Here is a 13,854-nt window from a genome sequence, read left to right on the forward strand (position 1 = left end):
CGGTGGGTGGGGTCGCGGTATTTTGCCAAATCAGAAAGTCTTTTTCAGAGTTTCCCTTGCGCGTAAAGTTCTGCCATCGCCGTTTCGGCGGGGTTTGTGGCAAGACTCTGAGGGATTCTATCGGGGCTGGCGGGTGCACGCTTTTTACGTAAAGCGTGTTGTACTGGGCCAGCATCTGAGAATAAAGAATAACCTAAAAAGGAAATAGCAGTACTGGAATCAATCATAGATGACCTCAATCATTTAACTGCCTCAAGTATTAAGCCAGGACATCTCCAACACAAAATATCCAATAGAAAAACAATGCACCATGTGAGCCTATCCATCTCCGATAGATAGAACTTTTCCGGACAGCACCGCAAAATCACTTAAGAAAGACTATTTTAAAGAGTTAGTTCTTGAGTCGCCCAGTACAGAAACTTGGTTCAATGAAAAATATAAAAGGATGTAAGTAGTGCCTTACCGTTGACGCGAACTGCGCTGGCCAAGTAGGTCTTGCTCAGGCCGGGGATCAAGCTCTGCAACAGCCTGATCCCCCACGGTTACTGTCAAATGCTCAGGCCAGCAATCTTTGGATATGTTCTTGCAACGTATCCAGATCAAATGGCTTGGCCAGGATCGGTGCATTACGCGTGATCGGGCTGTTGCAGTCGAGGATCTCCTGCGGGTACCCGCTGATAAAGATCACCTTCAACTCAGGCCGCAACTTGATCGCCGGCTCGGCAATCTGCACCCCGGAAATCCCGCCAGGCAGACGATAGTCGGTGACCATCAAGTCCAGGTGCGGCTTGGAGGCGAGGATTTCAAAAGCCTGCTCGCCGTCGACCGCCTTGAGTACCCGATACCCCAGGCCTGCGAGGTACTCGCCCAGCACGAACATGATCGACTCGTCATCCTCGACGATCAGTACAACATCTTGTGCATCTTCACTCATGGGAAGCCTTTGTCCGGTCAATTGCTGCTGTTACGACCATCGGGTCACGCAGAGGTTGCGTCAGGGCGACGATTGATTTCACGCCCCAGGTCCCAGGGGCAGGCACACTCGAAACAATGCGCCCTCGCCTATCCGGCTCTCGACTTCAATAGTGCCACCGTGGGCCGCCACAATCTGCTCGGAAATAAACAGACCCAGGCCAAGCCCTGCCACCGCATGGTTGGCAGACACCCGCTCGAACTGCTGGAAAATTCGCCTCTGATTGTCTTCGCTGATGCCAATCCCGCGGTCCTGCACTTCAACCCGCGCCTCCTCATGTTCAACATACACTCGGACATCCACCGGGCTCTTGGCACCGTAGCGAAGGGCGTTGGTCAACAGGTTGGAAACCACTTGCTCAATGCGAAATTCATCCCAGTTACCCTCTACCGGCTGGGGCGCATCCAGTTGCACCGACGATTCGGCTGCCGCCACTTGCGGGGCAAAGTTCTCCAGCAGGTTGCGCACCAGGTTCGCCAGGTCAAAATGCCCGGGGCGGATCGACAGCTTGCCGGTGCGGATCCGCGACACGTCGAGCATGTCCTCGATCAGGCGGATCAGGCTCTGGATCTGCCGTTCGTCGCGGTCGACCATGGCGTGCATCTTGTCCAGGGTAAAGGCGGCGGCGTTGTCCCGGGCCAGGTGCATCTTGCGCAACTGGGTTTCCAGGATCAGGCCGTTGAGGGGCGTACGCACCTCGTGGGCGACGATAGACATAAAGTCATCGCGCATGCGCACCGCCTGCTCCAGTTGCGCCTGGGTCGCCTGCAGGCGGTTGAGCAACAGTTCCTGCTCGCGCCGACTCTGCTCCAGGGCTTCGACCTGCAACTTCATGGCCTTGCTCTGGCGAAACAGGTCGACAAATACATTGACCTTGCTCTTGACCGCATGGATATCCAGCGGCTTGTGCAGGAAGTCCACCGCGCCGCTCTCGTAGCCCTTGAAGGCATAGTTGAGCTCACGGCCTGCCGCGCTGACAAACACGATCGGGATGTTCTTGGTCTTTTCGGTGCCGCGCATCATTTCGGCCAACTCGAAGCCATTCATGCCGGGCATCTGCACGTCGAGAATCGCCATGGCGAACTCGTGCTCCAGCAGCAGCGACAAGGCCTCGTCGGCACTCAAGGCCTTGTAGACCTGACGGTCCTCGCGCTTGATCAGCGCTTCAAGGGCCAGCAGGTTTTCCGGCAGATCGTCGACGATCAGCAGTTTGGCCTGGATAGTACTTAACATGGGGAAGATTCCAGGGAAGCCAGCAAATCGCCAATGCGGCTCAAGGTAAGGATGTGGTCAGGTGTATGCAGCGCCAGGGCCGCCTTGGGCATTACGTCCACTCGCGCATCCGAAGGGTCCTGCACCACGGTGATGCCGCCACGCTGTTTGACGTGGGCCAGGCCCCGCGCACCGTCCTGGTTGGCACCGGTCAGCAGGATTGCCAGCAGGTTCGGGCCATAGGCGTCGGCAGCAGACTCAAACAGATAATCAATGGCCGGGCGCGAGTGATGAACGCGCTCTTCCTGGCTCAGCGACAGGCTGCGGTCGTGTTCCACTGATAAGTGATAGCCAGGGCCCGCAAAGTAGAGTGTACCGGGCTGGATCTGCTCCTTGTCCCGTGCTTCCACCACCGTCATCGCCACGCGCCGGTCAAACACCTCGGCCAACTGGCTGCGGCGCTCATCCGGCAGGTGCAGCACGGCGATGATCGGCAGGCTGAACCCTGGCGCCAAGGCACCAAAAATGCTCAACAACGCCTCGACCCCTCCGGCTGATGCGCCAACGACAATGGCTTGGACACCCGACACACGCGCCAGGCTGGCAGCAGTTTCATTCATGATTTGCGGTAGATCCGTTCTTGCTTGACCAGGGGTTCGAACTGTTTGCTGTAGGCGGAAAAATCCAGGGTTTCCTTACTGCCCAACACCAGGAATCCGCGATGGCACAGCGACTCATGAAACAGTCCAAACGCTCGATCCTGCAACTTTTTATTGAAATAAATCAGAACGTTACGACATGAAATCAATTGTGTTTCCGAGAACACACTGTCGGTTGCCAGGCTATGGTCGGCAAACGTCACGTTTTCCCGCAGCGTCTTGTCAAAGATCGCGTAATCGTAGGCCGCGGTGTAGTAGTCGGCAAACGACTGTTTCCCACCGGCCTGCTGATAATTGTGGGTATAGGCACGGACGTTTTCCAGGGAAAAAATCCCCTGCTTGGCCTTGTCCAGGGAGTTGGGGTTGATATCGGTGGCATAGATGATAGTGCGTTCGAGCAAACCCTCCTCGCGCAACAAAATGGCCATGGAATACACTTCTTCTCCGGTGCTGCAACCGGCGATCCAGATCTTGATCGACGGGTAAGTCTTGAGCAAAGGCACCACTTCCTGGCGAATCGCCAGGAAGTGCGACGGGTCGCGAAACATCTCGCTGACCGGGATGGTCAGGAACTGCAGCAACTGCATGAACGCCGTGGGATCGTGCAGCACCCGCTCCTGCAACGCCGAAATCGTCTTGCAGTCGAACTGGCGCAAGGCATGGGCCACGCGACGCTTGACCGAAGCCCCGGAATAGTCACGAAAGTCATAGCTGTACTTGAGGTAAATCGCCTCGATCAGCAAGCGCAGTTCAATATCAGTACTTCGATCCACTTAGTGTATTTCCACTTAAATGCGTTCCATCTTGGGCAACCACACTCGAATCAGCGAGAACAGCCGGTCCAGGTCGATGGGCTTGGCCAGGTAATCGTTGGAGCCCGCAGCGAGGCAGCGCTCCTGATCGTCCTTCATCGCCTTGGCCGTCACCGCAATGATCGGCAACTTGCGCCAGCGCGGGTCCTGGCGGATCAAGGCGGTCGCCTCGTAGCCATCCATCTCCGGCATCATCACGTCCATCAACACCAGGTCGATGTCCTCGACTTCATTGAGTCTTTCGATGGCTTCACGACCATTACGGCCAATCACCACAATCGCCCCCTTGTGTTCCAGGGCGCTGGTAAGGGCGAAAATGTTGCGTACATCGTCGTCCACCAGCAACACCTTGCGGCCTTCGAAGACCTTGTCTCGGCTGCGGGCGGTCTTGAGCATCTTCTGCCGCTCCTGGGACAGCTGGGATTCGACTTTGTGCAAAAACAGTGTCACTTCGTCCAGCAACCGTTCAGGTGAGCGGGCACCCTTGATGATGATGGAACGCGAATACTTGCGCAGTTCCGCCTCTTCATCCCGGGTCAGGTTGCGCCCGGTATAGACAATCACCGGCGGGAACGAACAGATGTCCTCGGTGGCCATGCGCTTGAGCAACTCGTTACCGAGCATGTCCGGCAACTTGAGATCGATGATCATGCAGTCGTATACCGTGCTGCGCAGCAGATCCAGGGCCTCCTGGGCGAAACCAACGGCGGTGATTTCGATGTCTTCGTCGCCGATCAGGCGGGCAATGCTGTCGCGCTGCAAATCGTCGTCTTCCACCAGCAGGATGCGTTTGACCTTCTGCGTCAACTTGGCTTCCAGGCGCGCAAACACGTCCTTGAGCTCTTCGCGGGTGGTGGGCTTGACGGCATAACCGATGGCGCCCATGTGCATGGCGGCTTCGACACGGTCCTCGACGGAAATCACATGCACCGGAATATGCCGGGTCTGGGCGTGCTCCTTGAGGCGTTGCAGCACAGTGAGACCAGAGTGGTCCGGCAGGCGCATGTCCAGCAGGATCGCATCGGGCAGGTACTGTTCGGCCAGGGTGTAGCCCTCGTCCGCACCGTGGGCCACCAGGCAGTGATAACCCAGCTCATGGGCCAGGTCGAAGAGGATCCGCGCAAAGTTCGGCTCGTCTTCCACCACCAGGATGCAGCGGGTAGTGAATGGGGCTTGCTCGCGGTCGTCGGCAAAGCGCGGGATCAACGCTTCGTCGGCCACCGGCAATGGCGACACCTTGATTGGCTTCACAGGCGCCGGGGCAATCATGGCTGCGCGCGGACGCTCGATGGCGGGCGCGTCTTCATCGCGTTCAACGTACTGCTCCGGCAGCACCAGGGTAAAGATGCTGCCCTGGCCCGGCTCACTGGTGACGTTGATATAGCCGCCCAGCAAGGTGGCCAAGTCGCGGGAAATGGACAGCCCGAGACCGGTACCGCCATAACGACGGTTGGTGGTGCCATCGGCCTGGCGGAAGGCTTCAAAGATGCTTTCCTGCTGGTCCGGGGCGATACCGATACCCGAGTCGCGCACGGTAAAGGCAATGCCCTCCCCCGGCTGGCGGGAAATGGTCAGGCTGACTTGGCCCTTCTCGGTGAACTTGACTGCATTGGACAGCAGGTTCTTGAGGATCTGCTCCAGGCGCTGGCGGTCGGTGAACAACATCAGCGGCGCACCGGCCTGAACCTCCACCTGGAATCCAAGCTTGCGATCCGCCGCCAATGGCTCGAACATCCCGCGCAAACCATCGGCCAGGCGTGCGACGCTGGTGTTTTCCGGGCGCATATCGAGCTTGCCAGCCTCAACCTTGGCAATATCCAGGATGTCATTGATCAGGTTGAGCAGATCGTTGCCGGCCGAGTAGATCGACTCGGCAAACTTGACTTGTTCGGCGCTGAGGTTTTCCTCGGAGTTCTCCGCCAGCAACTTGGCCAGGATCAGCGAACTGTTGAGCGGCGTGCGCAACTCATGGGACATGTTGGCGAGGAACTCGGACTTGTACTTGCTGGAGCGCTGCAACTCATCGGCGCGGTCCTCCAGCTCGACCTGGGCGCGGTTGAGTTCAACGTTCTTGCGGTCCATGGCATCGCGCTGGTCGGCGAGGACCTGGGTCTGCTCGGCCAATTGCTCGTTGGTCTGTTCCAGCTCCGCCTGCTGGGTTTCCAGGTGAGCCTGGGATTCCTTGAGGATGCGTGACTGCTCTTCCAGTTCCTCGTTGGCGGTCTTGAGCTCTTCCTGCTGCACTTGCAGCTCTTCATTGAGTTGCTGGGTCTCGGCCAGCACTTCCTGCAACCGCTGGCGATAGCGCGCGGCTTCAATGGAGGTGCCGATATTGCCGGCAATCAGTTCCAGCAGTTCCACATCACGCTCGTCCAGCGGGCGCAAGAAGCCCAGCTCAATCACCCCATTGACCCGATCATCATCGCTGGTCGGCACCACCAGCACGCTGCGCGGTGCACCCTCACCCAGGCCGGAGCTGACCTTGAAATAGTCCACCGGCACATCGTCCAGGCGAATCAAGCGGTGCTGCTGAGCGGCCTGGCCAACAATTCCCTCGTCGCGGTAGATCGCCTGTTCCTGCTGCTCCTGCTCCCGGGAGAAGCCATACGCGGCCACGCGCTTGAGACCGCCGTGTTCTTCACGCACATACAGTGCAGCCACCACCGAACCCATGTATTGGGCACAGAATTGCAGGATATTGCGCCCCAGCAGGTTCAGCGTCAGTTGGCCGAGCACCTGTTCAGCCAATTCGGTCTGGCCGTTGCGCAGCCAGGCCTGCTGTTCCAGGCGCTTGGCGATCTTCATTTGCGATGCCAGGTTGGCGCTGTAACTGTCTGAAAGAACAAGTAGATTTTTTCTGCCTGCATAGGCCAGGAAACCACTCAGGCCCAGCACAAACAGCAAGTAAAGCGTCACGCTGAGCACAGTGGTGCGGGTCACGTCCTCATTACGATCGAGCCGGAACTGCTGCTCCATCGCAATCGCTGCATCGTATTCCTTGCGGATCTCATCGGTCAGGCGCTTGCCCCGCCCGGCTTTCACTGCGCCACGGTAATCGCCGTTCTGGCGTTGCAGGTCAATCATCGTCTGGGCGTAGTTGTTCCACTCCAGCTGCAACGACTCCAGACGCTTGAGGCGCTCCACTTGCTGGGGGTTATCCGCCACCAGAGCCTGTAAATTGCGCAAATCGGCAATGATCCGTGGCTTGGCCACTTCGTAGGGATCGAGGAAATGCTCGTCCCCGGTGATCAGGAAACCACGCATGCCGGTTTCCTGGTCAACCGTCAGTTTCGCGGTTTCATTGAGGTTGTTGATCACTCGGTCCGTATGCTCCACCCACTGGATCACCGACAACAGGTAGGTGATCAGGCACACGAAAAACACCGCGCTGAGCACTCCCACACCGAGCGGCAACGCCACGTTGCGGCTCAAGAGTTTGCGGAAGCTGTTTTCATCGACTGACGAAGCGGGAGTCATGGGCGTGCCTTGGCCAAGTACGGAAAAACCGGAAGTTTGCCCCAAAATCGACGACGACGGCTATGTTTCTACCGTATTTCAACGACACACCCAGGACATTGCGCCTGATTATCGGCACAATGCCCGCACCGTTTCGGGAACTTGCCGGGATCGACGCGACTCATTAGAGGATGGTCTTTCAGCTGATCAAGACCTGTACCTCCACTTCTTGGGAACCCTCATTATGTCCGGTGAATCCACCATCCTTGTAGTCGAAGACGATGCCATCGTGCGCATGCTGATCGTCGATGTGCTCGAAGAACTGGAGTTCAAGGTGCTGGAGGCTGAACACGCCGAAGCTGCGCAGGCATTCATAGAAGACAGCGCAAAAGTGATCGACCTGATGATGACCGACTGGGGCTTGCCGGGTATGAATGGCAAGGAACTGGCGGAAAAAACCCGAGAACTGCGCCCAACCCTACCCATCTTGCTTGCCAGTGGCTATGCCGAAAACATCGACTTGCCCGCGGGCGTGCAAATGATTGCCAAGCCATTCTCCATCGATCAACTGCGCGATAAAGTCAAAGGCATGCTGGGGAGTCGCTGATAGCTGCGCCCCTGACACCCCCTCCAAAAAACCGTGATTGCCCCCACACAAAGTCACTAATTCATTCGAATGACTAGCGAGTCTGAATTTAGCTGCTAGCTTCTAACGACACGTCCTACAGATTTTCGAATAAGGACCACCGGCAGCCCATACAAAGCGCTATCGGGTCAGTGACCAAGGAACTGGGGAAGCATGATGTTCACGCCAGCGCGACTTCCAGCATTTATGTTGGCCGCTCTACTGTTGCCCGCGTTTTCTGCCCAGGCCGATAACGCCGACACAGCGAACAAGAGCAATAACCCGCTCAACCTGGCACCGGGGGCCAACCTGCAGGACTACTACACCCCCAAGTTGTACGACAGCGATGCCCATACCAATGACCTGTTGTTGCGCGGCACGCTGCCCATTGCCCCATCAGACTTTATCGGTGTGCCGCAACTGCTGCGCGCCACCCTGCCCCTGAGTACCCGACCTGATCCACACAGTGGCTACAGCACCGGTATCGGCGACCTGAACCTGTTCGATATTTTCCTGCTCAAGACCGATGGCGTGCAGTTGGGCATCGGCCCGCAGATAACCGCGCCCACCGCCGAGCACGATGAACTGGGCACAGGCAAATGGCAGGCAGGCCTGGCCGCCATCGCCATCGACGCGTCGCCCCGTGGCCTGCTGGGCGCACTGGTGCAGTACCAGAGCTCGTTTGCCGGCGATCGGGATCGGGCGCACGTGGAAAGTGCCACTTTCCAACCGTTCATCATCCATAACCTGCCCAAGGGCTGGTACCTGCGCTCCACCGGCACCTGGACCTTTGACCTGAAGAACGACACCCACTACATCCCCATCGGGCTCGGTGCAGGCAAGGCATGGAAAGCCGGCAGCAATATTCTCAACGCATTTATCGAGCCGCAGTGGACGGTAGCGCGCAAAGGCGATGGGTTGCCGCAGTTCACCCTGTTCGCAGGCATCAACGTCACTTTTGGCAAATAAGGATATTGACCATGGGTCTGTTGCTTCGTAGCGCTGTTGTCAGTCTGCTCGCCCTGGCCATCAGCCCGGGTGCGCACGCCCAAACCCTCGACACCCGCATCGGCCCGATCACCATGGAAGGTGAGCTGCCAGCCCACAGTGAGATCGCCAAGCTGTATGGCGAACTGGATTTCCAGCAGGCTACCCAGAGTTTTCTCTGGGCACTGCCACTGGTGTCCTACGCCCAATGGCAGGACGAATTCAGCACCAAGCTGGGGGCGCGAAGTGGCGACCTGATGGTGCTCGACACCTACGAAGACAAACTCGGGGTGATCACCGCCAATGCCACCACCCCGTATATCCTGGGGTTTGTCGACCTCAACGAGACCGGCCCGCTGGTGATCGAGTTGCCCCCAGGGCCGACCGCCGGCGGCATTGGCGACTTCTGGCAACGGGCGATCATCGACATGGGCCAGACCGGTCCGGACCAAGGCAAGGGCGGCAAGTACCTGGTCCTGCCGCCAGGTCACGAACCACCGGCCGATGCGGGTAAGTATTACCTGGCCAAATCTGAAACCATGAATGTGCTGGTGGGTTTTCGCGTCCTCGACCCCGATCCTGCCAAAGGCAAGGCTCTGGTCGAGCAATTCAAGATGTACCCCTACGCCCAGCGTGCCACACCCGGTAAAACCCGCCTGCTGTCGCCCGCAGGCAAATCCTGGTCTGGCACCCAGCCACGCGGTATGGCGTACTGGGAGCGGCTGCACGGGATCATCCAGAAGGAACCGGTCAACGAGCGCGACCGTTTCTACATGGCCATGCTGGCCAGCCTCGGCATCGAAAAGGGCCAGCCGCTCAACCCCAACGAACACCAGCGCCAGGCCCTGGAGCAAGGCGCGCAAATGGGCGAGCTGATAGCCAAGGCCAACACCTTCGCCAAGCGTTTCCCCCAGGCCCAGTACTGGCCTGATCGCCAATGGGACATCGTGCTGAACATCGCCGAGCCATCGCAGCGCGTGGCCTTCTACGACCAATTGTGGGAGCGCACGGCCTGGTTCTATGAAGCCGTGACCAACACCAAGGGCATGGTCTCGAAGACCCCTGGCCTGGGCCAGACCTACCTCGGTGCCTACACCGACCAGAAGGGCCAATGGCTGGACGGCGCCAAGCATTACAAACTCCACGTGGCCGCCAACCCACCGGCCAAGCAGTTCTGGTCAATGACCGTGTACGACATCGACAGCCGCTGCCTGATCGACAACCCACAACGCAAGGCCGACCTGTCCTCACGCCAGGACCTGAAGAAAAATCCCGACGGCTCGGTGGATTTGTACTTTGGCCCCACAGCACCAAAAGATTTCGAGAACAACTGGGTGCAAACTCTGCCGGGTAAACACTGGTTCAGCTACTTCCGCTTGTACGGCCCTACCGAGGCGTACTTTGACAAGCGCTGGAAGCTCGACGACATCACCTTTGTTCCCTGACGTATTAAAGGACGCACCAACATGATTGGAAAACCGACGCGCCTGCTGTTGGCGAGCCTCTCGATAGTGCTGAGCACCGGCGCCTGGGCGGACTTTACCGCCACCCCCAGCGAAGCCCGGGCCATTGCCAAGGAAGCCTATCTGTATGGCTTCCCGGTGGTGGAAATGTACAAGACCCTCTACACCCAGGCGGTGGACAAGGGCGGCGTCAACTTCAAGGCGCTGTTCAATAAAATCGGCAATACCGCCAAGGTTTTCACGCCCAAGGACACGGCATTCGTCACCCCCAATTCGGACACGCCCTACTCCTTTGTCTGGCTGGACCTGCGCCGTGAACCGGTGGTGCTGACCCTGCCGAAAATCGAGGACAGCCGTTACTACTCCGTGCAGTTGATCGACCTCTATACCCAGAACTTCGCCTACCTGGGCACCCGCAGCACCGGCAACAATGGCGGGCACTACATGGTCGCCGGGCCCGACTGGAAGGGCCAGCAGCCGGTGGATGTGGACCGTGTGGTCTACAGTGAAGGCAATATTGCCTATGCGCTGTATCGCACCCAGTTGTTCGACGACAAGGACCTGGCCAAGGTCAAGCAGATCCAGAGCGGCTACAAGGTCCAGCCCCTGAGCAGCTACGTCAAACAGGCCGCACCTGCCAAGGTGCCGAAGATCGAATGGCCCAAGCCGGTCGCCGACATGAGCGACAGCCCGCAACTGTTCCGCTACCTGAACTTCATGCTGGCCTTCGCGGCGCCCCAGGACAGTGAAAAAGACCTGCTGGCACGCTTTGCCAAGATCGGTATCGCCCCCGGTGCGCCGTTCAAGGTCGCGCAGCTCAGCGCCGAACAACGCAAGGCCCTGGAAGATGGCATCGCCGATGGCAAGGCCGAGTTCGCGACTTTTAAAAAGGACAAAGTCGACACCCATCAAATCACCAGCGGCGATCTGTTCGGCAGCCGCGATCACCTGAAAAACAACTACCTGTACCGCTACGCCGGTGCCGACATGGGAATTTTTGGCAACTCCACCGATGAAGCAGCCTACATGGGCTACTTCGTCGACAGTGAGGGCAAGCCGGCCAACGGTGCGAAGCACAGCTACACGCTGCATTTCGCCAAGGACCAGTTGCCGCCCGCCGACGCGTTCTGGTCGCTGACCCTGTACAACGGCAAAAACAAGCTACTGGTGGCCAACCACAAGAAACGCTACCTGATCAACTCGCGGATGTTGCCCGAGCTCAAGCTTGATGCCGATGGAGGCTTGACCCTCAAGGTCCAGCACCACGAGCCCCCGAAAGCCGAACAAAGCAACTGGCTGCCGGCGCCCCCCGGCCCGTTCTACGCGATCCTGCGCATTTACCTGCCCAAGCCTGAGGTGGGTAACGGCCAGTGGAAGCTACCGGCGCTGACCCCGGTGAAATAACCGCCCAACTATCCCTGACATCAGGCCGGAACAAGGAGTAGAGCCATGGTTTCACGCAGTCAACTGAGTGCATTCGCTACCGCCACGCTGGCGCTGATGCCAGGGATGGGGTTTGCCGACAACGCCAGGGATTGGCAGAACACCCCCACCGACCTGAATATGCTGTTCGGTTACTACAACCGGGTCGACACCAACACGCCCATCGACACCACGTTGCCGATCGATGGTTTGTCGCTCAACGCCGATGTGTATCTGTTGCGTTACGCCCGCTCGTTCGGCATCGACGGGCGCAACAGTGCCATCCAGCTTATCCAACCCTATGCCGACGTTTCGGCATCCTTCGACAACGCGCGCTTCTTCGATGGCACCAAGCACAACGGCGGAATGGGCGATGCCCAGGTGGTGTTCGCGCACAATATCTTCGGCGGCCCGGCGCTGACCGCTGCGGAGTTTGCCAACTGGAAACCCGAAACCTTCCTCACCGGCGCCGTGTGGCTCACTGTGCCGACTGGCGACTATGACAAGGACCGCGTGATCAACATCGGCGCCAACCGCTGGGTGGTCAAGCCGGAGCTGGGTTTCGGCACGCCGTTCGGCCCCACCTGGCTGGAGATCAATACCTGGGTCTCGCTGTTTGGCGACAACGACGAGTACCACGGCAACAGCAAGCTGGAACAAAAGCCGCTGTACGCCATCGAGGGCCACTACAGCTACACCATCAACCGCGCGCTTTGGGCGTCGCTGGATGCCACCTACAGCCGTGGCGGCGAAAGCAAGATCGACGGCATCTGGCAGGACAACAAGCAGGAAAACGGCCTGTTGGGGGCCAGTCTCGGTTTTATGCTCACGCCGCAGTTCGGTGGGCTGCTGGCCTATTCCGACACGATTGCCGAGCGACGCGGTTCGCCAGACGTGAACACCTGGACCTTGCGCATGCAATACGTGTGGTAATCGCCCCAGTGAGGTAAGCCATGTTGCGCTTTCATCGCATACACCGGGTACTGCTTGGCTTGCTGCTCGTCAGCGGTGGCGCCGTGGCCGCTGAACTGGAGCCCAAGGCCCTGGCTGCCCTGGAGCAGATGGGCAGCTACCTGCGTGGTTTGCAGCAGTTGCGTATCGACGCCGACAGCCGCACCGACCAGGTCCTGGAGAACGGCCAGGTCATCGAGTTCAACCACCGGACTCACCTGCTGGCCAGGCGGCCCGATAAATTGCGGGTACAGGTCGAACGCGATGGCAACCGCCGCAGCCTGTTCTACAACGGCCAGCGCTTTACCCTTTACGACAGCCGCAGCGGTTACTTCACCGAACAAGCCGCCCCCACGGACATCGCCAGCTTGCTCGCGCAATTGAGCGAGCGCTACGGCATCGAACTGCCCCTGGCCGACCTGTTCCGCTGGGACGCCAATACCGCCAAGGTCGCAGGCCTGAGTGATGCCCTGTGGATCGATCAGCAAACCCTCGACGGCCAGGTGTGCGATCACTATGCGTACCGGCAACCGGATATCGACTGGCAACTGTGGATTCGCCAGGGCCCGCAGCCACTGCCGTGCCGCCTGGTGATCAGCCGCCGCGACAGCGCCGAACAGCCACGCCACAGCGTTGACTACCGCTGGCAACTCGACGCCCCGAGCAACGATCAGGACTTTGAGTTCACCCCACCGGCCGGCGCCCGGGCAATCCCCCTGGCCCCCGCAGGAGCCCAGCCATGAAGCCCACGGCAGCGGTGCTCACCGCCAGTTTGCTGCTGACGCTGTTCGACCCGCTGGCCGCCCAGGCCTGGCAGATGCGTGGCGGCGGTGGCGCACGGACATTCGTGGTGCCCCATGGTGGTGGCGGCTTCCATCCGCCGCCGCCCCACCCCATGCCGGCTCCCCGGCCACTGCCGCCCCATCCTGAGCCGCACCCACAACCGGGGCCACACCCTTATCCGGGGCCGCAGCCACATCCTCCGCCACCGCCGGGGCCACACCCACAACCTTATCCGGGGCCTGGGCCGCATCCCTATCCGATGCCGCCCCCGCCTCCGCCACCACCACCGCCGCCAGATGACTGGTATCACCCCTGGGCTACGGCCGCCGTGATTGGCGCCACCACCGCCACGGTCCTGGCCATCGGTACACGGGTCAACAGCGTGCCGGTGGACTGCGTGTCGGTCGTCGCCAATGGCGTGGCCTACCAGCATTGCGGGCCGACCTGGTACCAGCCGCATTACGTCGGCAGCTCCGTGCAGTACATCGTGGTCGCCGCACCCTGGTGATCC

General features: G+C 59.4%; 13 protein-coding genes. 7 read left to right on the forward strand and 6 right to left on the reverse strand.

What is annotated here, in order from left to right; genetic code table 11:
- Positions 1-44 precede the first annotated feature (44 nt).
- From KL786_RS12555 to KL786_RS12580, 6 genes are all read right to left on the reverse strand, one after another.
- On the reverse strand, positions 45-227 hold the full coding sequence (locus KL786_RS12555) for a hypothetical protein (RefSeq protein ID WP_215517791.1): 183 nt from the start codon (positions 225-227) through the stop codon (positions 45-47).
- A 329-nt stretch (positions 228-556) separates the two neighbouring features.
- Positions 557-934, reverse strand: coding sequence for a response regulator (locus KL786_RS12560; RefSeq protein WP_215517792.1), 378 nt, complete (start codon positions 932-934; stop codon positions 557-559).
- 78 nt (positions 935-1,012) lie between these two features.
- Positions 1,013-2,206 (reverse strand): hybrid sensor histidine kinase/response regulator, encoded by a 1,194-nt coding sequence (locus KL786_RS12565; RefSeq protein WP_215517793.1) that lies wholly within the window; start codon positions 2,204-2,206, stop codon positions 1,013-1,015.
- Positions 2,200-2,805 carry a chemotaxis protein CheB gene (locus KL786_RS12570; protein WP_215517794.1) on the reverse strand — a complete coding sequence of 202 codons (606 nt, stop codon included), beginning with the start codon at positions 2,803-2,805 and terminating at the stop codon, positions 2,200-2,202. Before KL786_RS12570 ends, KL786_RS12565 begins: the two co-directional genes overlap by 7 nt.
- Positions 2,802-3,617: a CheR family methyltransferase gene (locus KL786_RS12575; protein WP_032860542.1), complete on the reverse strand. Its 816-nt coding sequence runs from the start codon at positions 3,615-3,617 to the stop codon at positions 2,802-2,804. Before KL786_RS12575 ends, KL786_RS12570 begins: the two co-directional genes overlap by 4 nt.
- Positions 3,618-3,632: 15 nt before the next feature.
- Positions 3,633-7,133 carry a response regulator gene (locus KL786_RS12580; RefSeq protein WP_215517795.1) on the reverse strand — a complete coding sequence of 1,167 codons (3,501 nt, stop codon included), beginning with the start codon at positions 7,131-7,133 and terminating at the stop codon, positions 3,633-3,635.
- A 223-nt stretch (positions 7,134-7,356) separates the two neighbouring features.
- Between KL786_RS12580 and KL786_RS12585 the strand changes: the two genes are divergently transcribed.
- The 7 genes from KL786_RS12585 (at position 7,357) to KL786_RS12615 (ending at position 13,851) form a co-directional block, all read left to right on the forward strand.
- The gene (locus KL786_RS12585) at positions 7,357-7,719 is read left to right on the forward strand and encodes a response regulator (protein WP_252193711.1); all 363 of its coding nucleotides are present in this window, start codon (positions 7,357-7,359) and stop codon (positions 7,717-7,719) included.
- 225 nt (positions 7,720-7,944) lie between these two features.
- Positions 7,945-8,706, forward strand: a complete 762-nt coding sequence (locus KL786_RS12590; RefSeq protein WP_215517796.1) for a hypothetical protein — start codon at positions 7,945-7,947, stop codon at positions 8,704-8,706.
- 11 nt (positions 8,707-8,717) lie between these two features.
- The gene (locus tag KL786_RS12595; protein ID WP_215517797.1) at positions 8,718-10,169 is read left to right on the forward strand and encodes a DUF1254 domain-containing protein; all 1,452 of its coding nucleotides are present in this window, start codon (positions 8,718-8,720) and stop codon (positions 10,167-10,169) included.
- A gap of 21 nt (positions 10,170-10,190) precedes the next feature.
- Entirely contained in the window at positions 10,191-11,591 is a 1,401-nt protein-coding gene (locus KL786_RS12600) for a DUF1254 domain-containing protein (protein WP_215517798.1), read from the forward strand.
- A 45-nt stretch (positions 11,592-11,636) separates the two neighbouring features.
- Positions 11,637-12,542, forward strand: coding sequence for a transporter (locus KL786_RS12605; protein WP_032860547.1), 906 nt, complete (start codon positions 11,637-11,639; stop codon positions 12,540-12,542).
- A 20-nt stretch (positions 12,543-12,562) separates the two neighbouring features.
- Positions 12,563-13,303 carry a DUF2092 domain-containing protein gene (locus KL786_RS12610; RefSeq protein WP_215517799.1) on the forward strand — a complete coding sequence of 247 codons (741 nt, stop codon included), beginning with the start codon at positions 12,563-12,565 and terminating at the stop codon, positions 13,301-13,303.
- Positions 13,300-13,851 carry a hypothetical protein gene (locus KL786_RS12615; protein ID WP_032860549.1) on the forward strand — a complete coding sequence of 184 codons (552 nt, stop codon included), beginning with the start codon at positions 13,300-13,302 and terminating at the stop codon, positions 13,849-13,851. The genes KL786_RS12610 and KL786_RS12615 overlap by 4 nt, the downstream gene beginning before the upstream one ends.
- The last annotated feature ends 3 nt before the right edge of the window (positions 13,852-13,854 follow it).

The sequence above is a fragment of the Pseudomonas sp. TAE6080 genome (assembly GCF_018732265.1).
Classification (GTDB): domain Bacteria; phylum Pseudomonadota; class Gammaproteobacteria; order Pseudomonadales; family Pseudomonadaceae; genus Aquipseudomonas; species Aquipseudomonas brenneri.